Origin of the sequence: Streptococcus mitis (assembly GCF_946190335.1) — a bacterium.
Classification (GTDB): Bacteria; Bacillota; Bacilli; order Lactobacillales; family Streptococcaceae; genus Streptococcus; species Streptococcus mitis_CH.
The window spans coordinates 275,708-296,426 of record NZ_CAMHZN010000002.1; the positions used below are offsets into that span (position 1 = coordinate 275,708).

At 37.5% G+C, this 20,719-nt stretch carries 24 protein-coding genes and 1 pseudogene; 24 read left to right on the forward strand and 1 reads right to left on the reverse strand.

What is annotated here, in order from left to right:
- The first annotated feature begins 236 nt into the window (after positions 1 to 236).
- The 16 genes and pseudogenes from N8O43_RS05000 to N8O43_RS05075 form a co-directional block, all read left to right on the forward strand.
- Positions 237 to 401 (forward strand): hypothetical protein, encoded by a 165-nt coding sequence (locus N8O43_RS05000; protein ID WP_158086469.1) that lies wholly within the window; start codon positions 237 to 239, stop codon positions 399 to 401.
- A 101-nt stretch (positions 402 to 502) separates the two neighbouring features.
- The gene (locus tag N8O43_RS05005) at positions 503 to 676 is read left to right on the forward strand and encodes a hypothetical protein (protein ID WP_084953898.1); all 174 of its coding nucleotides are present in this window, start codon (positions 503 to 505) and stop codon (positions 674 to 676) included.
- A gap of 14 nt (positions 677 to 690) precedes the next feature.
- Positions 691 to 849 carry a YezD family protein gene (locus tag N8O43_RS05010; protein ID WP_261089641.1) on the forward strand — a complete coding sequence of 53 codons (159 nt, stop codon included), beginning with the start codon at positions 691 to 693 and terminating at the stop codon, positions 847 to 849.
- An 83-nt stretch (positions 850 to 932) separates the two neighbouring features.
- On the forward strand, positions 933 to 1,532 hold the full coding sequence (locus N8O43_RS05015; protein ID WP_239822414.1) for a hypothetical protein: 600 nt from the start codon (positions 933 to 935) through the stop codon (positions 1,530 to 1,532).
- Positions 1,532 to 1,771: a hypothetical protein gene (locus tag N8O43_RS05020; RefSeq protein WP_084953903.1), complete on the forward strand. Its 240-nt coding sequence runs from the start codon at positions 1,532 to 1,534 to the stop codon at positions 1,769 to 1,771. Before N8O43_RS05015 ends, N8O43_RS05020 begins: the two co-directional genes overlap by 1 nt.
- A gap of 63 nt (positions 1,772 to 1,834) precedes the next feature.
- Positions 1,835 to 2,095, forward strand: coding sequence for a hypothetical protein (locus N8O43_RS05025; protein ID WP_084953905.1), 261 nt, complete (start codon positions 1,835 to 1,837; stop codon positions 2,093 to 2,095).
- A 29-nt stretch (positions 2,096 to 2,124) separates the two neighbouring features.
- Positions 2,125 to 2,466 carry a replication protein gene (locus N8O43_RS05030; protein WP_084953907.1) on the forward strand — a complete coding sequence of 114 codons (342 nt, stop codon included), beginning with the start codon at positions 2,125 to 2,127 and terminating at the stop codon, positions 2,464 to 2,466.
- A complete protein-coding gene (locus N8O43_RS05035) occupies positions 2,453 to 2,701 on the forward strand; it encodes a hypothetical protein (protein WP_070527652.1) in 249 nt (82 codons plus the stop codon). Before N8O43_RS05030 ends, N8O43_RS05035 begins: the two co-directional genes overlap by 14 nt.
- Before the next feature lie 732 nt (positions 2,702 to 3,433).
- Positions 3,434 to 3,856: a DUF1492 domain-containing protein gene (locus tag N8O43_RS05040; RefSeq protein ID WP_070527647.1), complete on the forward strand. Its 423-nt coding sequence runs from the start codon at positions 3,434 to 3,436 to the stop codon at positions 3,854 to 3,856.
- Positions 3,843 to 4,181, forward strand: coding sequence for a hypothetical protein (locus N8O43_RS05045; RefSeq protein WP_070527643.1), 339 nt, complete (start codon positions 3,843 to 3,845; stop codon positions 4,179 to 4,181). Before N8O43_RS05040 ends, N8O43_RS05045 begins: the two co-directional genes overlap by 14 nt.
- A gap of 44 nt (positions 4,182 to 4,225) precedes the next feature.
- Positions 4,226 to 4,411 carry a hypothetical protein gene (locus tag N8O43_RS05050; RefSeq protein ID WP_070527642.1) on the forward strand — a complete coding sequence of 62 codons (186 nt, stop codon included), beginning with the start codon at positions 4,226 to 4,228 and terminating at the stop codon, positions 4,409 to 4,411.
- 539 nt (positions 4,412 to 4,950) lie between these two features.
- Entirely contained in the window at positions 4,951 to 6,210 is a 1,260-nt protein-coding gene (locus N8O43_RS05055; RefSeq protein WP_045611736.1) for a UDP-N-acetylglucosamine 1-carboxyvinyltransferase, read from the forward strand.
- Between the two features lie 15 nt (positions 6,211 to 6,225).
- Positions 6,226 to 6,777: a GNAT family N-acetyltransferase gene (locus N8O43_RS05060; protein WP_045611734.1), complete on the forward strand. Its 552-nt coding sequence runs from the start codon at positions 6,226 to 6,228 to the stop codon at positions 6,775 to 6,777.
- Entirely contained in the window at positions 6,770 to 8,047 is a 1,278-nt protein-coding gene (gene spxR, locus N8O43_RS05065) for a CBS-HotDog domain-containing transcription factor SpxR (protein ID WP_004254268.1), read from the forward strand. Before N8O43_RS05060 ends, spxR begins: the two co-directional genes overlap by 8 nt.
- A 15-nt stretch (positions 8,048 to 8,062) precedes the next feature.
- Positions 8,063 to 8,923, forward strand: a complete 861-nt coding sequence (locus N8O43_RS05070; RefSeq protein WP_084887236.1) for a methionyl aminopeptidase — start codon at positions 8,063 to 8,065, stop codon at positions 8,921 to 8,923.
- Positions 8,924 to 9,237: 314 nt separating this feature from the next.
- Positions 9,238 to 9,462, forward strand: a pseudogene (locus N8O43_RS05075) (nucleotidyl transferase family protein); the annotation flags it as partial.
- An 87-nt stretch (positions 9,463 to 9,549) separates the two neighbouring features.
- Here N8O43_RS05075 and N8O43_RS05080 read toward each other — a convergent pair.
- Positions 9,550 to 10,398: a YitT family protein gene (locus N8O43_RS05080; RefSeq protein ID WP_000592065.1), complete on the reverse strand. Its 849-nt coding sequence runs from the start codon at positions 10,396 to 10,398 to the stop codon at positions 9,550 to 9,552.
- A 140-nt stretch (positions 10,399 to 10,538) separates the two neighbouring features.
- Between N8O43_RS05080 and N8O43_RS05085 the strand changes: the two genes are divergently transcribed.
- From N8O43_RS05085 to N8O43_RS05120, 8 genes are all read left to right on the forward strand, one after another.
- The gene (locus N8O43_RS05085; protein WP_045611731.1) at positions 10,539 to 11,378 is read left to right on the forward strand and encodes a DegV family protein; all 840 of its coding nucleotides are present in this window, start codon (positions 10,539 to 10,541) and stop codon (positions 11,376 to 11,378) included.
- A 107-nt stretch (positions 11,379 to 11,485) separates the two neighbouring features.
- Entirely contained in the window at positions 11,486 to 11,761 is a 276-nt protein-coding gene (locus N8O43_RS05090) for an HU family DNA-binding protein (RefSeq protein ID WP_001284642.1), read from the forward strand.
- 212 nt (positions 11,762 to 11,973) lie between these two features.
- Complete coding sequence (gene ccdA2 / locus N8O43_RS05095) at positions 11,974 to 12,681, forward strand: thiol-disulfide oxidoreductase-associated membrane protein CcdA2 (protein ID WP_025171153.1); 708 nt, start codon at positions 11,974 to 11,976, stop codon at positions 12,679 to 12,681.
- An 11-nt stretch (positions 12,682 to 12,692) separates the two neighbouring features.
- Positions 12,693 to 13,256 (forward strand): thiol-disulfide oxidoreductase-associated lipoprotein SdbB, encoded by a 564-nt coding sequence (gene sdbB / locus N8O43_RS05100; RefSeq protein ID WP_000757365.1) that lies wholly within the window; start codon positions 12,693 to 12,695, stop codon positions 13,254 to 13,256.
- Positions 13,257 to 13,377: 121 nt separating this feature from the next.
- On the forward strand, positions 13,378 to 14,769 hold the full coding sequence (locus N8O43_RS05105; protein WP_001020315.1) for an APC family permease: 1,392 nt from the start codon (positions 13,378 to 13,380) through the stop codon (positions 14,767 to 14,769).
- Positions 14,770 to 14,911: 142 nt separating this feature from the next.
- A complete protein-coding gene (gene adcAII, locus N8O43_RS05110; RefSeq protein WP_261089642.1) occupies positions 14,912 to 15,829 on the forward strand; it encodes a zinc-binding lipoprotein AdcAII in 918 nt (305 codons plus the stop codon).
- A gap of 7 nt (positions 15,830 to 15,836) precedes the next feature.
- Positions 15,837 to 18,950, forward strand: a complete 3,114-nt coding sequence (locus N8O43_RS05115; RefSeq protein ID WP_261089643.1) for a pneumococcal-type histidine triad protein — start codon at positions 15,837 to 15,839, stop codon at positions 18,948 to 18,950.
- 209 nt (positions 18,951 to 19,159) lie between these two features.
- A partial coding sequence (locus N8O43_RS05120) for a pneumococcal-type histidine triad protein (RefSeq protein WP_261089644.1) occupies positions 19,160 to 20,719 on the forward strand: 1,560 nt, incomplete at its 3' end.

Genomic DNA, 20,719 nt, shown 5'->3' on the forward strand with positions numbered 1-20,719 from the left:
AAACCCTTGATATTACTGACTTTATAATATAAATGTAGCCAAAATATATATTTTATAAAAGTATATATAATTAAATAGATATAGCGTTATATATTATTTTTTTCTGAGATGAAACGGCTACACGGCTACATAAGGCGAAAACCCTTGAGAGAGTAAGGCGGAGGGTGTAGCCACTAGATTTTAAAAATGGCTACACTTTTGGAATAACTAAAATAATAAAGGAAAAAGGGACAAAGATGAATTTTGTAACTGAAAAAGAACTGACAGTAGCTTTAGATAGCTTAAACGAATGGATGAAAGACAATCCAGATCTAAAATTGATTCACTTAAATTTGAGAAAGTGTAATGAAAAAGAGGTCACACTTGTGGTTGAATATGTAGATTTGAGGAAAGGAGTTTAAATCAGCAATCAAAGGAAGACAAAATGGGGTAGATAGTACCGACCCCCTTGCAATGGTGTAACTACTAGTGACACCCTTAAAACAGAAAGAGGAAAAGAAAAATGAAAACTAAATTTTTTTATCATCATTTTTGGGAAAGCAAAGAAGATTTTGAAAAAGAAATCAATGACTTTATGGCAACTGTCCAAGTGGTAGATGTGAAGCATTCAGAAGCAACAGAGGGACACTATGAGAGAATAGGGACATTGACCAGTGTGATGGTTCTATACAAATAGCATGAGAGGTAAACATGGAGATACAAGAAGGCTTTATTTATTTCAAAAGTTATGGTATAATAAAACTGTTAGAGATCCCGAAGTTTGGAAGCGTAACGCTTAAAATACAAGACGGCGAGATTGTCTCCAGCGTGGAATCTAAAACAACAATATTTAAAAAGAATACTGGCTGAAAAAATCAGAGGTATAGCATAAAGTAGAGTAATCTATTTTGGCTATGCCTCTTTTGTTTTTGGAAAGATTGGAGGAAAAAGAAATGTCAACATTGCAAGAAGTCAAAAACCAGATGGACAAAGTACGGACTCAATTAGAGATTTTTGATCGCTTTGATGAGGAAATCAAGAAAGCAGAGAAAGAAGTTAAGGATATCAAATCCAAGAAAGCTGAGTTACAAACTTTTGAAGATTTTCAAGCTATCAACGCAAAAGAAAAGTATATTGCTGATATGAAAGCACAAAGAACAAAACTCGAAAAAGAACGAATTGACTCAATCGTGGCAGACGCTAGAAAAATTAATGCAAAAGGTTATTTAGAGACAACATTAGAGCAAGATGAAACAGTGAAACGCCAACGTCAAGAAATCAAACAGAAATCTATTGAGCTTCTGGAGTTGATTGCAAATTATAACGAAAACTACAAAAATACCGCTAAAAGATTGGCGGATGAGGTAAGAGAAACAGGTATCGAAGAGTTATTTGACCGCCTGAATACATCTCCAGAATATAGTGGAGTAAGTAAGCCTTATATTTACAGTGGCGTAGCTGGTTACATGGGAAGTCAACACCGCTATTTAGATCCAAAAGATGATTTAGCGTATTTTGTGAATCGCATCAATTTATTCGAAGGAGAACAATAATGAAAGATGAATATAAACAACTATTTCAAGAAATCGAAGAAGAGAAGAGACAAGCTGACTTACTGCAGGGGCTTGCCAAGAACGTAGAAAGTATTTCAAAATCTTACGAAGAGGAAGCTGTAACTCTTGAAGAGTTTAAAGCTATGGGCTACAAGCGTAGACATGAACTATTTGAGAAAGATAAAGCCCTATATGATAAGCTGCTGGGCAAGGAAAAACGCGGTTTGTTAGGTTTGTGATGTGGAGGGGAGCAATCCCCTTTTTTTACATAAATCAGACAGAATTACACACGAGGTAGGGGAATGGTTAGAAGTTTAAAATCAAGACTAGAGAAGTTAGAAGAGTATGCTGGAAAGACGGAATATGCAACAACCGATGAATGTATGTCTTTATATGTGGATTGTTTAAGGTTAACTTTCCAAGACAATGGGCTGGATATAAATATGGATGATTATATCCCCCGTAAATTTAGTGATGTCAAATTTTCAGATTATAAACAAGCAAAAGAAAAAATAGAAGAACTAAAAAGAATGGTAGAAGAAAGCGAGGTGAATAGTATTTGACAGAATTAAGCAGAAAAAAAGAAATATTTATGGCCAATTATCTCATGACTGGGAATGTAAAAAAAGCTAGTGAATTAAGTGAGATCACCAGAAAGACGGCTTACAATTACTTGAACGATGCAACCTTTAAGAGAATTTACCGTGAAAGACGTAGCGAACAACTAAAGGAGTCTACTACGCTGTTACAGAATGCAAGCGTCGAGGCAGTCGATGTATTAAGGGAAATCATGCTTGATAAGACAGTAAGCCCATATGCGAGACAACAGAGCGCCCAGAGCATTCTAAACATGGCTTATAAGGCAGTAGAAATGGTTGAGGTAGTGGAGCAATTAGAAATATTAGAGGCGAAGATACTAGATGAAGGCGATTAAAAACCGTTTAAATAAGTTGAATAAGTTAGCGGTGGTTGATGAAGTTGATACCGTGTTTTTAACGCAGATTGATACTGGACATTTTGAGGTAAGATATAGGATAGGTGGAAAAAATCCCAAAGATATTATAGAAGTCTATCTGACAAAAGAAGAAGCAGAAAAAGATATTTCACGAATTAAAAATACAAAAGGATTGCGGATATTCTGGGATAATATAGGTTTTTGTGATGATTAGAGCTTATCATTTATCAAGCAGATAAGAGCAATAAAAACCCTCCTTAATTCCCTGAGAAATGACAAGCAGGTAAGCGGAGTTTTTCCCCCTCTTATTTCGGATTTACTCCTTGCAGAATGACAAGCAGATAAGGACGACAATAAGCCTTCTAAATTGCTTACAAAACGATAGGGAGTTAAGACGAATTTAAAAGCTCCTTATTTTCGTTTTTCTCCTTGTCAAACGATAAGGAAATAAGACAGGAAATAACATCACTTATTTTGATTTTACTCCCTGAAAAACTGTAAGGAGATAAGGAGACTTATTAGCTTCGTTAATTTGGATTTTCTCCTTACAAAATGATAGGAAGATAAGAACTAAAATAACTCCCCTTATTTTCCTAACAAATGACAGGGAGATAAGAGTAATTTAAAAGTCTGTTATTTTGGATTTGTTGCTTACCAAATGATAAGCAGATAAGCAAAGAAATAACTTGCCTTAATTGCTTGCAGAATAACAAGGAAATAAGTGAGATAAAAACGTCTCTTAATCGCTTATCAAATGGTACGTAGAATGGACTTGAATCAAGAGCGAACGCAGATACAATGAAAAAAGCACCTAGAACAATCTAAGCGCTCAGGAGTAGTGGACGGTGTGCCTGTCCCGTCATCTCATACTATGAAGTTGCGTAGCGACACTATCATCTCTACCTCACTACTCTTTAAACTAATTATACCATGAAGGAGTATCAACTTGACCATTAAAGAAATAGAGGCACAACTAAAAAGAGTAAAGAAAGGAAACGAACTTATCCAGAGATTGCAACTAAAGTACCAGAGTTTAGACAATGGACTATTATCTGGATCCAATCAATTCACGACAAGGGTAAAAACTAGCAAAACCAATACTACCGAGGAGAAGATACTGGAAGCCTTGGAACTTAAAGATGAGATAGTGGAGCAAATGCAAGCTATTATGGATGAACGATTTGAAGTTTTGAACATGATTAATCAGTTAGATGATGTAGTTGAAAATTTGATTTTGACAATGTTGTATTTGAATAACCTACCTATGGCTAAGGTTTGTAAGGAGTTAGATTTTAGTAAGATTCAAATTTACAGAATTAAGAAAAAAGCCATTGAGAACTTGGCCAAGGTGAAAAATGCAAATCGATAAAGAAGAGACAACAAAGCAGATCTACAGATTTCTGAAAAGCTATCATTCACTGGTTAAATTGAGCCTAGACGGTCAAGATGGAGCGTTTGAAGCCAAAGCGGTGGAGATAGTAAGCATGATTGAGGCTTACAGGGACAATCTGGACGATTTACGACGTGAGATATTCGCCAATCTCTTTACAAGGCGAACTGGAGAGAGATTAAAGCTATGGCAATTATACGAGACACTAGACATTGATAGGGCTGAGTATGAACGTCTCAAAGCTGAGATACTGCTAGACTTTGCTAAAAGCTATCGTGACGGTGTTTTAGTGGTTGAAAAATAGTCTAGGAAAGTTTATAATGAGGTTAAAGTTAAGGAGGTATTATCATGGAAGTAATGGCGTTGCCTAGTAAAGAAATGATGCAGTTCTATACAGAAATATATCCGTGGATAAAAACTAGCTTTCCAGATGATACAACTCCTAGATTTTTATTCAAAGATAACACCCCTGGTCATATTTTAGAAATGTTCGAACAAATAAAAGAAAATCTAGGATATGACTACGCAATATAAAATACCAAAGCACCTAGAGAAATCTAAGTGCTTTTTGATATTATTTATTTTCTACGTGATATAATGAACCTATTAGCAATAAAAAAAGCACGTTTGACCGTGCTAGTTTCTTGCCTGCTGAACTCATCGTTTTAAGTTCCTTTTTGTTACCCTTTATGTTTTCTCAACTTATTTGAATTTAATAGTTTTTGAGAAAATCAAGTTAGATTTAGAGCAGGCTTATGCCTGTTTTTTAGTATCTAACAATAGGAAGATAACCTTAAAAAATAAAATAGTTCAGTGAACTATTTTATCCCGAACCATGAAATTCAAAAGTTCGGCCGTTGATTTAACAACGTTTCTAGCCCCTCGGATTTTATCCGAAGGGCTATTTTTGTATTTAGGGGGCAAAAAAGGGGCAAAACATTTCAAGACAGCTCATTTACCAATAAATACGATTCTGCTAATATAATTGAAAATGATGGAAAAAAGGGTGGATTTATGATATACTTTAATGTAGGACCTTTTTAGAAATTTTGAAAGAGCATAAAAAATTTAGAATGAGAAAAATTGTTATCAATGGTGGATTACCCTTGCAAGGTGAAATCACTATTAGCGGTGCTAAAAATAGCGTTGTGGCCTTAATTCCAGCTATTATTTTGGCTGATGATGTGGTGACTTTGGATTGTGTTCCAGATATTTCCGATGTTGCTAGTCTTGTCGAAATCATGGAGTTAATGGGTGCTACTGTTAAGCGTTATGACGATGTGTTAGAGATTGATCCACGAGGTGTTCAAAATATTCCAATGCCTTATGGGAAAATCAACAGTCTTCGTGCATCTTATTATTTTTATGGAAGTCTTTTAGGTCGCTTTGGGGAAGCTACAGTTGGTTTGCCTGGTGGATGTGATTTGGGACCACGTCCTATTGACTTACACCTAAAGGCTTTTGAAGCAATGGGAGCTACTGTTAGCTACGAGGGAGATAACATGAAGTTATCTGCTAAAGATGTGGGACTTCATGGTGCAAGTATTTACATGGATACGGTTAGTGTCGGTGCGACGATTAATACGATGATTGCTGCGGTTAAAGCAAATGGGCGTACTATTATTGAAAATGCAGCCCGTGAGCCTGAGATTATTGATGTTGCCACTCTCTTGAATAATATGGGTGCCCATATCCGTGGGGCAGGAACTAATATTATCACTATTGATGGTGTTGAAAGATTACACGGAACTCGCCACCAGGTGATTCCAGACCGTATTGAAGCAGGAACATATATTTCCTTAGCTGCTGCAGTCGGTAAGGGAATTCGTATCAACAATGTATTATACGAACACTTAGAAGGATTCATCGCTAAGTTGGAAGAGATGGGTGTGAGAATGACTGTATCTGAAGACAGTATTTTTGTCGAAGAACAGTCTAATTTGAAAGCAATCAATATTAAGACAGCACCTTATCCTGGTTTTGCTACTGACTTGCAACAACCAATTACTCCACTCTTGTTAACAGCAGAGGGGCGTGGTACCATTATTGATACCATTTATGAAAAACGAGTAAACCATGTTTTTGAACTAGCAAAGATGGACGCAGATATTACGACTACAAACGACCATATTTTATATACTGGTGGACGTGGTTTGCGTGGTGCAAATGTAAAAGCTACTGACCTTAGAGCTGGGGCCGCACTTGTCATTGCTGGTTTAATGGCTGAAGGCAAAACTGAAATTACAAATATTGAGTTCATCTTACGTGGTTATTCAGATATTATTGAAAAATTACGTAATCTAGGAGCAGATATTACACTTGTTGAAGAATAAACCGTAGGGGTGTTTATGAATATTTGGACCAAATTAGCAATGTTTTCTTTTTTTGAAACGGATCGCTTGTATTTGCGTCCTTTCTTTTTTAGTGATAGTCAAGACTTCCATGAGATAGCTTCAAATCCAGAAAATTTACAATTCATTTTTCCAAGTCAAGCTAGTTTGGAAGAAAGTCAATATGCATTAGCGAATTACTTTATGAAGTCCCCTTTGGGAGTGTGGGCAATTTGTGACCAGAAAAATCAACAAATGATTGGTTCTATTAAATTTGAGAAGTTAGATGAAATCAAAAAAGAAGCTGAGCTTGGCTATTTTTTGAGAAAAGATGCTTGGTCGCAAGGATTTATGACAGAGGTTGTTAGAAAAATTTGTCAGCTTTCTTTTGAGGAATTTGGTTTAAAACAATTAGCCATCATTACTCATCTTGAAAATGAAGCTAGCCAAAAGGTTGCTCTAAAGTCTGGATTCCGTTTGACTCGTCAGTTTAAAGGAAGTGATCGCTACACAAGAAAAATGCGGGATTATCTTGAATTTCGGTATGTAAAAGGAGAATTCAATGAGTAAACATCAGGAAATTCTAAGCTATTTGGAAGAATTACCTGTCGGAAAGAGGGTCAGTGTTCGAAGCATTTCCAACCATCTAGGAGTCAGTGATGGAACGGCTTATCGGGCTATTAAAGAAGCTGAAAATCGTGGAATTGTAGAGACTCGTCCAAGAAGTGGTACTATCCGTGTCAAATCTCAGAAAGTTGCTATCGAAAGATTAACTTTTGCTGAAATTGCTGAAGTGACTTCTTCTGAGGTTCTGTCTGGTCAAGAAGGTTTAGATAGAGAATTTAGTAAGTTCTCTATCGGTGCCATGACTGAACAAAATATCCTGTCCTACCTTCATGATGGGGGACTCTTGATTGTCGGAGACCGTACTCGTATCCAACTGTTAGCACTTGAAAATGAAAATGCTGTTCTTGTGACAGGAGGATTTCATGTTCATGATGACGTGCTTAAACTGGCCAATCAAAAAGGAATTCCTGTTTTAAGAAGCAAACATGACACTTTCACTGTCGCGACCATGATCAATAAAGCCTTATCAAATGTCCAAATCAAGACTGATATTCTGACAGTTGAGAAACTTTACCGTCCGAGTCATGAATATGGTTTTCTGAGAGAGACAGACACTGTTAAAGATTATTTGGATTTGGTACGTAAGAATCGTAGCAGCCGTTTCCCTGTTATCAATCAACATCAGGTTGTTGTTGGGGTTGTTACTATGAGAGATGCGGGAGATAAGTCACCAAGTACCACAATTGATAAAGTCATGTCTCGTAGTCTATTTTTGGTTGGATTATCGACAAATATTGCCAATGTGAGTCAACGGATGATTGCTGAAGACTTTGAAATGGTACCGGTTGTTCGAAATAATCAAACCTTGCTTGGGGTTGTAACCAGACGAGATGTCATGGAGAAGATGAGTCGTTCCCAAGTTTCTGCTCTACCTACTTTTTCTGAGCAGATTGGTCAAAAACTTTCTTATCACCATGATGAAGTAGTGATTACAGTGGAACCCTTTATGCTAGAGAAGAACGGTGTTTTGGCTAATGGTGTATTGGCAGAGATACTGACTCATATGACCCAAGATTTAGTTGTGAATAGTGGTCGCAATCTCATCATCGAACAAATGCTGATCTACTTTTTGCAGGCTGTTCAGATAGATGATATACTGCGCATTCAGGCACGTATTATCCATCATACTAGACGATCAGCTATTATTGACTACGATATTTATCACGGTCATCAGATTGTTTCAAAAGCAAATGTGACTGTTAAAATTAATTAGAAACTAGGAGAAATAATGATAACATTAAAATCAGCTCGTGAAATCGAAGCTATGGACAAGGCTGGAGATTTTCTAGCAAGTATTCATATTGGCTTACGTGATTTGATTAAGCCTGGCGTAGATATGTGGGAAGTTGAAGAATACGTTCGCCGTCGTTGTAAGGAAGAAAATTTCCTTCCGCTTCAGATTGGAGTTGACGGTGCCATGATGGACTATCCTTATGCTACCTGTTGCTCTCTTAACGATGAAGTAGCTCACGCTTTCCCTCGTCACTATATCTTGAAAGATGGTGATTTGCTCAAAGTTGACATGGTTTTGGGAGGTCCCATTGCTAAATCTGACCTGAATGTCTCAAAATTAAATTTCAACAATGTGGAGCAAATGAAAAAATACACTCAGAGCTATTCTGGTGGCCTAGCAGACTCTTGTTGGGCTTATGCTGTTGGTACACCGTCCGAAAAAGTGAAAAACTTGATGGATGTAACTAAAGAGGCCATGTATAAGGGGATTGAGCAGGCTGTTGTTGGAAATCGTATCGGTGATATCGGTGCGGCTATTCAAGAATACGCTGAAAGTCGTGGATACGGTGTAGTGCGAGATTTGGTTGGTCATGGTGTTGGCCCAACTATGCACGAAGAGCCAATGGTTCCCAACTATGGTATTGCAGGTCGTGGACTTCGTCTTCGTGAAGGTATGGTCTTGACCATTGAACCGATGATCAATACAGGTGACTGGGAAATCGATACAGATATGAAAACTGGCTGGGCGCATAAGACCATTGACGGTGGATTGTCATGTCAGTATGAACACCAATTTGTCATTACTAAAGATGGTCCGGTAATCTTGACTAGCCAAGGTGAAGAAGGGACTTATTAATAAAAAGTGAAAAGGCTACTGGAAGTTCATTTCTAAAGAATCTAGTAGATCTTTTCATATTAAATAAACGCATTGTATCAAGTTTTTAAGTGCCTGATATAATGCGTTTTTCTGGCTTTAAAATTCTTACCTCAATATATTGTACTTTATAATCATTTCAAAAAAATGAACTTTCTACACTGTTACACTTCAGGTAAAAAATATGTTTCAGATTTTCTGTTACAGAAATAGATATCATTATGAAATAATTATTTTATATTTACTACTATTTCTATAAAAACCACAAAGATATTGGCAAACTATCTGATAAATAATTATTTCGTGTTACCAACAAGGCTACGAGGAAGGATTTGTTGCCTATCGTGGTTATGATGTTTAATGAATCTTTAAAGATTGCTTTAGAGCCTTATCATTCGGAATTGTTTTTGCCTATTTTGAACTCTGCTGAACGTGAAAGAAAGTTAAAACGAGAGGGTGTAGAGGAATTATATCTTCTTGATTTTAGTAGTCAATTCGATACTATCACGACAGAAGATTTTAAAGGATTACTTTGATGGAGAAATTATCATTGTTTCACGTTATTATTGTAGATTCTAAAAGAAATCAATTCAGTACATTACCTCTTTTTATTCTTTTTCAAAGGTGAATCCTTCTCCAAGGATTTCATGGGCTTCTGTAATGGTTATAAAGGCTTGAGGATCGATTCGATGAATCATTTCCTTCATTTTCACAATTTCATTTCTTCCGACAATACAGTAAATGATTTTTAAATCTTCTCGACTATAATAACCTTGACCTGAGATGAAAGTAACGCCTCTTCCTAGGTCATCATTAATCGCCTTAGCAAGTTGGTCAGGACGTTTTGTGATAATCATAAATCCTTTACCTGCATAGCCACCTTCGCCGATCAAATCAATAACACGAGAAACGATAAAATCAAATAAGAGCGTGTAGGTAACTAATCTCAGATCCTTAAAGATTAGGAGAATAAGCATGAGAATACAAAAATCTAAGATAAAAAGCAGTTTTCCCATAGATATATGAGTGTATTTATTGATAATACGAGCTACAATATCAGTTCCACCAGTTGTCCCACCAGCATTGAAGATAATTCCGAGCCCAATTCCCAATAGAATCCCAGCTATAAGGGCTGTGATCAGTAAATCACCTTGAAGATCAATATGAAGGGGAATACGCTCAAAAAAAGCCAACCAGGCGGACAAGGCTAAGGTTCCTAGTAAACTAGAATAGAGAGATTTTGCTCCAAAAATCTTCCAAGCTAGGATGAAAAGAGGAATATTAATCAGCAAGTTCATGAGCGAAACAGGGATTTTAAAAAGATAAAAGGTGATGAGGGTAATACCTGTCGCCCCTCCTTCAAAGAGATGATGGGGAACTACAAAATAAGTCAGACCAAAAGCATAAATAGCAGCACCTAGTAAAATGGTTAAAATGGGGTAAATTTTTTTAATCATAGGAACCTCTTTTCTTATAAGTAGATTATATCAAATTTTTAAGGAAAATTTGAATGACTCCATTAGGATTTTTAATCTTTTTTTGATATAATTAAAAGTAAGAAAACCAATCTGAATCCTAAAATAGAAAGATTGATACTATGACAAAAATTAAGATTGTAACCGATTCATCTGTTACTATTGAACCTGAACTAGTAAAACAATTAGATATCACTGTTGTTCCGTTATCTGTAATGATTGATAATGTTGTTTATTCTGATGCGGATTTGAAAGAAGAAGGTAAATTTCTTCAGTTGATGCAAGCAAGTAAGAATCTCCCGAAAACAAGCCAGCCCCCTGTAGGTGTCTTCGCTGAAGTTTTTGAAGACCTATGCAAGGATGGTAGCCAGATTCTTGCTATTCATATGTCCCATGCTCTTTCTGGTACTGTAGAAGCAGCGCGACAGGGTGCTAGTTTATCTACTGCCGACGTGACAGTTATTGATAGTTCCTTCACTGACCAAGCCCTGAAATTCCAGGTTGTTGAGGCTGCGAAGTTAGCACAAGAAGGAAAAGATATGGATGCAATTTTATCTCATATAGAAGAGGTAAAAAAACACACAGAACTCTATATTGGTGTTTCTACTTTGGAAAATCTTGTCAAAGGTGGACGAATTGGCCGTGTAACTGGATTGTTGAGCTCCCTTCTCAATATACGTGTTGTCATGCAGATGAAAGACCATGAATTGCAGCCAATCGTAAAAGGGCGTGGAGCTAAAACTTTTAAAAAATGGTTGGATGAGCTGACAAGTTCGCTAACTGAACGTTCTGTAGCAGAGATTGGAATTTCATATTCTGGTAGTGCTGATTGGGCAAAAGAGATGAAAGAAAGCTTACAAGCTTATGTTGAAAAGCCTATTTCAGTTTTGGAAACGGGCTCTATTATTCAAACTCACACGGGTGAGAACGCTTGGGCTATTTTAGTACGTTACTACTCTTAAAAAAATAAATAAAATGGGAAGAAATAGCGTTTTTAACTTGACCTAAAAGGGATTTTAGGATATGATTATAATTGTTAATTAGAAATTAAATTGGAGGAATCATTAACATGGCAAACAAACAAGATTTGATCGCTAAAGTAGCAGAAGCTACAGAATTGACTAAGAAAGACTCAGCAGCAGCAGTTGAAGCTGTATTCTCAGCAGTAGCTGACTACCTTGCAGCTGGTGAAAAAGTTCAATTGATCGGTTTTGGTAACTTTGAAGTTCGTGAGCGTGCTGCACGTAAAGGTCGCAACCCACAAACTGGTAAAGAAATCACAATTGCAGCTTCTAAAGTACCAGCATTCAAAGCTGGTAAAGCTCTTAAAGACGCTGTTAAATAATCAACCTTTAAAAAGCCTATTGTATCAAGTTTTCTAGCTTGAGCAGTAGGCTTTTTTGTGTATAGGGAGGCAAAAAAGGGCCAGAATCTGAATGAACTAGTACCGGAAAATCTTTCAAATACAGACTAATTCAAATTGCGTAGCAGAAATCATACAAATGAAATTGATTATAGTAAAATAGGATTAGAATTATTAAGAAAGTTGGTTCTTTATTGGAAACGATAGTATTTTCAATCTCCGTTTTTTTAGCAGGGATCTTGTCCTTCTTTTCCCCTTGCATTTTTCCTCTGTTACCTGTTTATACTGGAATTTTGCTGGATGATCAGGAAAGCGCAAAAAGCTTTTCTTTGTTTGGGAGAAAGGTTGCCTGGTCAGGTCTGATTCGAACTCTTTGCTTTATCGCAGGCATTTCACTCATTTTCTTTATTCTAGGATTCGGTGCTGGTTACTTTGGTAATATTCTCTACACCAATTGGTTTCGATATACCATGGGAACAATTATTATCATTTTAGGCCTTCACCAGATGGAAATTTTTCATTTTAAGAAATTAGAGGTTCAAAAAAGCTTTACTTTTAAGAAATCAGAAGCCAATCGTTATTGGTCAGCCTTTTTACTCGGTATTACTTTTAGCTTTGGTTGGACGCCTTGTATTGGTCCAGTTTTAAGTTCTGTTTTAGCGCTTGCGGCTTCTGGAGGCAATGGTGCTTGGCAAGGAGCTATCTATACCTTGATTTATACTCTAGGGATGGCTATTCCTTTCTTGGTTTTGGCTCTAGCTTCTGGTGTAGTGATGCCTTATTTTAGTAAAATCAAACGTCATATGATGTTACTGAAGAAAATTGGTGGTTTGCTCATTATTTTAATGGGAATTTTGTTACTATTAGGACAAGTAAATGTTCTAGCTGGAATTTTTGAATAAAGGAGAAAAAGATGAAAAAAGTAATGTTTGCTGGCTTAAGCCTCTTGTCATTAGTCGTATTGATAGCCTGTGGTGAGGAAGAGACTAAAAAGACTCAAGCACCAGAACAAACTCCAAAACAACAACAAACGACTGTACAACAAATTGCTGTTGGAAAAGATGCGCCAGATTTTACCTTGCAATCAATGGATGGCAAAGAAGTTAAGCTATCTGATTATAAGGGTAAAAAGGTTTATTTGAAGTTTTGGGCTTCATGGTGTGGTCCATGTAAAAAAAGTATGCCTGAGTTGATGGAATTAGCTGCAAAACAAGATCGTGACTTCGAAATTCTTACTGTTATTGCACCAGGAATTCAAGGTGAAAAAACTGTTGAGCAATTCCCACAATGGTTCCAAGATCAAGGTTATAAGGATATCCCAGTTCTTTATGACACAAAAGCAACCACATTCCAAGCTTATCAAATTCGAAGCATTCCTACAGAATACCTAATTGACAGTCAAGGAAAGATTGGAAAGATTCAATTTGGTGCTATCAGCAATGCGGATGCAGAAGCAGCTTTTAAAGAAATGAAATAGAATCGATAAAAATCTGATTACAAGATGTAGTCAGATTTTTTTAGGAAAATGTTTTATAAATATTCACAAATATCCTATATTTATGGTAAAATAGAATCATCATTTTATTTTGGAGTCAAAGATGAATATATTTAGAACAAAAAATGTTAGTTTGGATAAAACGGAGATGCACAGGCATTTGAAGTTATGGGATTTGATTTTGCTGGGTATCGGAGCCATGGTAGGGACAGGTGTCTTTACAATAACAGGTACTGCAGCCGCAACTCTAGCGGGTCCAGCCCTAGTGATTTCAATCGTCATTTCTGCCTTGTGTGTAGGATTATCAGCCCTCTTTTTTGCAGAATTTGCTTCACGAGTACCCGCTACAGGTGGTGCCTACAGCTATCTCTATGCTATTTTAGGAGAATTCCCAGCTTGGTTGGCTGGTTGGTTAACCATGATGGAATTCATGACAGCCATATCTGGTGTGGCTTCGGGTTGGGCAGCTTATTTTAAAGGCTTGCTCTCTCAATATGGGATAGCCCTTCCTCAGGCTTTAAATGGTACCTTTAATCCTCAAGCAGGGACATTTGTTGATTTATTGCCTATTCTTGTCTTGGTATTGGTGACCTCACTTGTTTTACTCAATGCTAAAGCAGCATTACGTTTTAATTCTATTCTAGTGATTTTGAAATTTTCCGCTTTAGCTCTCTTTATTTTGGTGGGAATTTGGCATATCAAGCTTGATAATTGGAGCAATTTTGCTCCTTATGGTTTTGGACAAATCTATGGTGCTAGTACTGGTATTATGGCTGGTGCGTCCTTAATGTTCTTTGGATTTTTAGGCTTCGAATCCATCTCTATGGCTGTAGATGAGGTCAAGACTCCTCAAAAAAATATTCCTAGAGGGATTGTCTTATCGCTTTCTATCGTAACCATTCTTTATGCCTTGGTGACGCTTGTCTTAACTGGTGTGGTCCATTATAGCCATCTAAATGTCGACGATGCCGTTGCCTTTGCCCTTCGTAGCGTTGGGATCAGTTGGGCAGCCAACTATGTATCATTAGTTGCTATCTTAACCTTGATTACGGTTTGTATCTCAATGACTTATGCCCTATCTCGTATGATTTACAGTTTAGCGCGTGACGGATTGATGCCTGCCGCCTTTAAAGAATTAACAAAGACTAGCAAGGTACCAAAGAATGCTACTATCTTGACCGGTCTAGCTTCAGCAGTAGCAGCAGGAATGTTCCCTCTTGCTAGTATCGCAGCCTTCTTAAATATTTGTACCTTGGCCTACTTGATCATGCTGGCTTATGGTCTGATTCGCTTACGGAAAGAAAAAGGAATGCCCAAAGCTGGAGAATTTAAAACACCATTGGTACCTCTGTTACCGATTTTATCAATCATCATTTGTTTATCCTTTATGTTGCAGTATAATATGGAAACTTGGATTGCTTTCCTAGTTGCATTGTTAGTAGGAAGTATTATTTACTTTACTTATGGTTATAAGCATTCTACCATAGAAGAATAAAGTGAGAATCTGTTGAGTTATTGGAACTTAGCAGATTTTTATATGTGAAAGAAATTTCAAATTTTTTCTAAAAATAGCTTGACAGATTAAATTTTTAGGAGTATAATGTTTACCAGTTAATTAAATAGTTAAGGAGTTGTTTATGAAAAAACAGAGTTTATTTTTAGTATTGTTAAGTGTCTTTCTTTTGTGTTTAGGGGCTTGTGGCCAAAAGGAAAGTCAGACTGGGAAAGGGATGAAAATTGTAACAAGTTTTTATCCTGTCTATGCTATGGTCAAGGAAGTATCTGGTGACTTGAATGATGTTCGGATGATTCAGTCAAGTAGTGGGATTCACTCCTTTGAACCTTCAGCAAATGATATCGCAGCCATCTATGATGCAGATGTCTTTGTTTACCATTCGCATACGCTTGAATCTTGGGCGGGAAGTCTGGACCCCAATCTTAAAAAATCCAAAGTTAAGGTTTTAGAGGCTTCAGAGGGAATGACTTTAGACCGTGTCCCAGGGCTAGAAGATGTGGAAGCAGGCGATGGAGTTGATGAAAAAACGCTCTATGACCCTCACACTTGGCTAGATCCTGAAAAAGCTGGTGAAGAAGCTCAGATTATCGCTGATAAACTTTCAGAGGTGGATAGTGAGCATAAAGAAACTTATCAAAAAAATGCGCAAGCCTTTATCAAAAAAGCTCAAGAATTGACTAAGAAATTCCAGCCTAAATTTGAAAAAGCGACTCAGAAAACGTTTGTAACACAACATACAGCCTTTTCTTATCTAGCTAAGCGATTTGGACTCAATCAACTTGGTATTGCAGGTATCTCTCCAGAACAAGAACCAAGTCCAAGACAACTAACAGAAATTCAGGAATTTGTAAAAACCTATAAGGTTAAAACGATTTTTACAGAAAGTAATGCTTCTTCAAAAGTAGCTGAAACTCTTGTCAAATCAACAGGTGTGGGGCTTAAAACTCTGAATCCTTTAGAGGCAGACCCACAAAATGACAAGACTTACCTAGAAAATCTTGAAGAAAATATGAGTGTTCTAGCAGAAGAATTAAAGTGAGGAAAGAATGAAAATCAATAAAAAATATGTAGCAGGTTCAGTGGCAGTGCTTGCCATAAGTGTTTGTTCCTATGAACTTGGTCGTTACCAAGCTGCTCACGTTAAGAAAGATTCTAATCGAGTAGCTTATATAGATGGCAACCAACCAAGCCAAAAGGCAGAAAATTTGACACCTGATGAAGTCAGTAAGAGAGAGGGAATCAACGCAGAACAAATCGTCATCAAGATCACCGATCAAGGTTATGTGACCTCTCATGGAGACCATTATCATTACTATAATGGCAAGGTTCCTTATGATGCTATTATCAGTGAAGAGCTCCTCATGAAAGATCCGAATTATCAGTTGAAGGATTCAGACATTGTCAATGAAATCAAGGGTGGCTATGTCATTAAGGTAGACGGGAAATACTATGTTTACCTTAAAGATGCGGCTCATGCGGATAATATTCGGACAAAAGAAGAGATTAAACGTCAGAAGCAGGAACACAGTCATAATCATGGAGGCGGTTCTAACGATCAGGCGGTAGTTGCAGCCAGAGCTCAGGGCCGCTATACAACGGATGATGGGTATATCTTCAATGCCTCTGATATCATCGAAGATACGGGCGATGCCTATATCGTTCCTCATGGCAATCACTTCCACTATATTCCTAAGAGTGATTTGTCTGCCAGTGAATTAGCTGCTGCCCAAGCCTTCTTATCTGGAAAAGGTGGCCAATTAAGTACGGTTGAATATCGTTCAAGCAGGGGAGAAACAAGATCTAGTGTGAGAACGAGTCAATCTGAAACTCCTCAAAATCCTGCAACGTCTCCTGAGAGTCAAAATGAGGATTTAGCTAGTCTCCTTCAAGAATTATACGCTTTACCACTTAGCCAACGTCATGTGGAGTCTGATGGATTGGTATTTGACCCAGCACAGATTACAAAACGTACTGCCAATGGTGTGGCAGTTCCTCACGGGGATCATTTCCATTTCATTCCTTATTCGCAAATGTCTGCTTTGGAAGAAAAATTGGCTCGAAATCTACCAATTGGAGGTCAGCCAGTTCAAAGTCATTCTGATAATACGAAACCAAGCAGTCTTGAGAAAACAAGTTCAACGATTAAACCAAACTTTAATCTCAATACGCAGGCACCAAATCGAGGAACTGGAGGTGCTTATACAACGGATGATGGGTATGTCTTTAGTCCGACAGATGTGATTGAAGATACAGGTGATGCTTTTGTTGTACCGCACGGTAATCATTTTCACTATATTCCTAAGAGTGATTTGTCTGCAGGAGAATTAGCTGCAGCCCAAGCTTATTGGAATGGTAAACAGTCTCATTCTGCTACAAGCTCAAGTAAACCAAACATCAATACTGCAAAACCAGTCCAACCAAGTTTGACAGAGACTCCTAATCTGAATGTTACCCCAACATATCATCAAAATCAAGGGGAAGATATCCCAACGCTTTTAAGTGAATTGTATGCCAAACCTTTATCAGAACGACATGTAGAATCTGATGGATTAGTCTTTGATCCGGCACAAATTATCAAACGTACAGCTAACGGTGTCGCAGTGCCTCACGGAGATCATTATCACTTTATCCCTTATTCACAAATGTCACCGCTGGAAGAAAAATTGGCTCGTATGATAGTTGTTAAGGGACAAAATGGCAGTGTCTTGCCAAGTGTTACTCCTCTAAAGCCAGCCCCTACTACCAAACCTTTAGCACCAGTGGAAAATAAACCGACAGAATTTGATGTCAACCAGGTTGTTAGAAAAGTTGGTGATGGATATATTATCGAAGATAAGGGCGCTAGTCGTTATGTTCTAGCTAAAGACTTAGCTAAGGATAAGATTGACGCTATTGAAAATCTCTTGTCAAAGAAAACTCAAGAGACACATGCCCTAGTTGCGAAGAAAGAAAATGTCGCTCCTCGTGACCAAGAATTTTATGATAAAGCATATAATTTATTGGCCGAGGCTCATAAAGCCTTGTCTGAAAATAAGGGTCGTACTTCTGATTTCCAAGCCTTAGACAAATTAGCAGAACGTTTGAATGATGAATCTTCTAATAAAGGAAAATTGGTAGATGATTTATTGTCATTCTTAGCACCAATTACCCATCCAGAGCGACTTGGAAAACCAAATTCTCAAATTGCTTATACAGACGATGAAATTAAATTAGCGAAATTAGCAGGTAAGTATACAACAGAAGATGGCTATATCTTTGACACTCGTGATATTACCAGTGATGAGGGAGATGCTTATGTAACTCCACATATGTCCCATAGTCATTGGATTAAGAAAGAGAGCTTGTCTGAAGCTGAAAGAGTGGCAGCCCAGGATTATGCTAAAGAGAAAGGTTTGATACCTCCTTCAACAGAGAATCAGGGTTCAGGACATACTGAGGTTAAAGGAGTAGAAGCAATCTATAACAAAGTGGAAGCAGCTAAGAAGGTCCCACTTGATCATATTCCTTACAATCTACAACATACTGTTGAAGTTAAAAATGGTAGCTTAATTATACCTCATTACGACCATTACCATAACATTAAATTTGGTTGGTTTGACGAAGGACTCTATGAAGCACCTAAGGGTTATAGCCTTGAGGATCTCTTTGCGACTGTAAAATATTATGTTGAACATCCTGAAGAACGTCCTCACTCAGATAATGGTTGGGGAAATGCCAGCGACCATGTTCGTAAAAATAAGGCAGACAAAGACAGTAAATCTGATGAAGATAAGGAAGATCATCATGAATCAGACGAGTCAACCCGTCCTGAATCCAATGAAAAAGAAAATCATACAGGTTCAACCCCTTCAGTAGATAATCTTTATAAACCGAGCACTGATGAAGACGAGACAGAAGAAGTATCTAAAGATACAACAGACGAAGCTGAAGTCCCTCAAGTAGAAACCGAAAAAGTAGAAGCCAAACTCAAAGAAGTAGAAGCTCTACTTGCTAAAGTAATGGATGCTAGTTTGAAAGACAATGTGACAGAGAGCCTATCTGGTTTACGAAATAATCTGAGTCTCCAAACCATGGATAATAATGGCATCATGGCAGAAGCAGAGAAACTACTTGCTTTGTTAAAAGGTAGTGAGTCAGTTACGACGAAACCAGAAGCATAAGTTTATCCTATTAAATCAAAATGATGTAAGAGTCAGTAGCAATACTGGCTTTTATTTTTTAAAATGATATAAAAATCTTGACAGTTAAGCTTAAAAAAGGTAAACTATTTACTGGTTAATTAATTGGTTAAATAACCAGTTTAAAAAAACTGTTTAACCGAGAAAAAGAAGTTAAGAAAAGCTTCATCATTTATTGAAATGAGGGATTTATGAAATTCAGTAAAAAATATATAGCAGCTGGATCAGCTGTTATCGTATCCTTGAGTCTTTGTGCTTATGCACTGAACCAGCATCGATCGCAGGAAAATAAGGACAATAATCGTGTCTCTTATGTGGATGGTAGCCAGTCAAGTCAGAAAACTGAAAACCTGACACCAGATCAGGTCAGTCAAAAAGAAGGAATTCAGGCTGAGCAAATTGTCATCAAAATTACAGATCAGGGCTATGTAACGTCACACGGTGATCACTATCATTACTATAATGGGAAAGTTCCTTATGATGCCCTCTTTAGTGAAGAACTTTTGATGAAGGATCCAAATTATCAACTTAAGGATGGAGATATTGTCAATGAAGTCAAGGGTGGTTATATCATCAAGGTCGATGGAAAATATTATGTCTATCTGAAAGATGTAGCTCATGCTGATAATATTCGAACTAAAGACGAAATCAACCGACAAAAACAAGAACATGTCAAAGATAATGAGAAGGTCAGCTCAGATGTTGCTGTAGCAAGGTCTCAGGGACGCTATACGACAGATGATGGTTATGTCTTTAATCCAGCTGATATTATTGAAGATACTGGTGATGCTTATATAGTTCCTCACGGAGGTCACTACCACTATATTCCAAAAAGTGATTTGTCTGCTAGTGAATTAGCAGCTGCTAAAGCTCATCTGGCTGGGAAAAATACGCAACCGAGTCAGTTAAGCTATTCTTCAGCAGCTAGTGACAATAACACGCAATCTGTAGCACAAGGCTCAACTAGCAAGCCAGCAAATAAAGCTGAAAATCTCCAAAGTCTTTTGAAAGAACTCTATGATTCACCTAGTGACCAACGTTACAGTGAATCAGACGGTCTGGTTTTTGACCCTGCTAAGATTATCAGCCGTACACCAAATGGAGTTGCGATTCCGCATGGCGACCATTATCACTTTATTCCTTACAGCAAGCTCTCTCCTTTAGAAGAAAAGATTGCTAGAATGGTGCCTATCGGTGGAACTGATTCTACGGTCTCTACAAATGAAAAACCTCATGAAGTAGCGTCTAGTCTAGGAAATCTTCCAAGTAATCCATCTATATTGAATAATGCTTCTTCAACGTTAAATAAGGAAATTCCTTCAACATCTGATGGTTATATCTTTAATCCTAAAGATATCGTTGAAGAAACAGCCACAGCTTATATCGTCAGACATGGTGATCATTTCCATTACATTCCTAAGGCGAATCAAATTGGTCAACCGACTCTTCCAAATAATGGTCTAACAACACCTTCGCCATCTCTTCCAGTCAATCCTAGTGTTTCACATGAGGAACATGAAGAAGGTGGACACGGCTTTGATGCCAATCGTATTATTGCTGAAGATGAAGCAGGATTTATCATGAGTCACGGCGACCACAATCATTACTTCTTCAAGAAGGACTTGTCAGCAGAGCAAATTAAGGCAGCGCAAGACCACTTGAAAGGGGCAAATCCAGCAACACCAAATCCAGCTCATGATGACGATCACGATGAAGATCATCATGGACACCATCATGATGAAGACCATGAT

What these genes read in the sequence shown, in the direction of transcription:
- N8O43_RS05000 (WP_158086469.1), top strand. Translation starts at nt 237, where the DNA reads ATGAATTTTGTAACTGAAAAAGAACTGACAGTAGCTTTAGATAGCTTA.
- N8O43_RS05005 (WP_084953898.1), top strand. Translation starts at nt 503, where the DNA reads ATGAAAACTAAATTTTTTTATCATCATTTTTGGGAAAGCAAAGAAGAT.
- N8O43_RS05010 (WP_261089641.1), top strand. Translation starts at nt 691, where the DNA reads ATGGAGATACAAGAAGGCTTTATTTATTTCAAAAGTTATGGTATAATA.
- N8O43_RS05015 (WP_239822414.1), top strand. Translation starts at nt 933, where the DNA reads ATGTCAACATTGCAAGAAGTCAAAAACCAGATGGACAAAGTACGGACT.
- N8O43_RS05020 (WP_084953903.1), top strand. Translation starts at nt 1,532, where the DNA reads ATGAAAGATGAATATAAACAACTATTTCAAGAAATCGAAGAAGAGAAG.
- N8O43_RS05025 (WP_084953905.1), top strand. Translation starts at nt 1,835, where the DNA reads ATGGTTAGAAGTTTAAAATCAAGACTAGAGAAGTTAGAAGAGTATGCT.
- N8O43_RS05030 (WP_084953907.1), top strand. Translation starts at nt 2,125, where the DNA reads ATGGCCAATTATCTCATGACTGGGAATGTAAAAAAAGCTAGTGAATTA.
- N8O43_RS05035 (WP_070527652.1), top strand. Translation starts at nt 2,453, where the DNA reads ATGAAGGCGATTAAAAACCGTTTAAATAAGTTGAATAAGTTAGCGGTG.
- N8O43_RS05045 (WP_070527643.1), top strand. Translation starts at nt 3,843, where the DNA reads ATGCAAATCGATAAAGAAGAGACAACAAAGCAGATCTACAGATTTCTG.
- N8O43_RS05050 (WP_070527642.1), top strand. Translation starts at nt 4,226, where the DNA reads ATGGAAGTAATGGCGTTGCCTAGTAAAGAAATGATGCAGTTCTATACA.
- N8O43_RS05055 (WP_045611736.1), top strand. Translation starts at nt 4,951, where the DNA reads ATGAGAAAAATTGTTATCAATGGTGGATTACCCTTGCAAGGTGAAATC.
- N8O43_RS05060 (WP_045611734.1), top strand. Translation starts at nt 6,226, where the DNA reads ATGAATATTTGGACCAAATTAGCAATGTTTTCTTTTTTTGAAACGGAT.
- spxR (WP_004254268.1), top strand. Translation starts at nt 6,770, where the DNA reads ATGAGTAAACATCAGGAAATTCTAAGCTATTTGGAAGAATTACCTGTC.
- N8O43_RS05070 (WP_084887236.1), top strand. Translation starts at nt 8,063, where the DNA reads ATGATAACATTAAAATCAGCTCGTGAAATCGAAGCTATGGACAAGGCT.
- N8O43_RS05080 (WP_000592065.1), bottom strand. Translation starts at nt 10,398, where the DNA reads ATGATTAAAAAAATTTACCCCATTTTAACCATTTTACTAGGTGCTGCT.
- N8O43_RS05085 (WP_045611731.1), top strand. Translation starts at nt 10,539, where the DNA reads ATGACAAAAATTAAGATTGTAACCGATTCATCTGTTACTATTGAACCT.
- N8O43_RS05090 (WP_001284642.1), top strand. Translation starts at nt 11,486, where the DNA reads ATGGCAAACAAACAAGATTTGATCGCTAAAGTAGCAGAAGCTACAGAA.
- sdbB (WP_000757365.1), top strand. Translation starts at nt 12,693, where the DNA reads ATGAAAAAAGTAATGTTTGCTGGCTTAAGCCTCTTGTCATTAGTCGTA.
- N8O43_RS05105 (WP_001020315.1), top strand. Translation starts at nt 13,378, where the DNA reads ATGAATATATTTAGAACAAAAAATGTTAGTTTGGATAAAACGGAGATG.
- adcAII (WP_261089642.1), top strand. Translation starts at nt 14,912, where the DNA reads ATGAAAAAACAGAGTTTATTTTTAGTATTGTTAAGTGTCTTTCTTTTG.
- N8O43_RS05115 (WP_261089643.1), top strand. Translation starts at nt 15,837, where the DNA reads ATGAAAATCAATAAAAAATATGTAGCAGGTTCAGTGGCAGTGCTTGCC.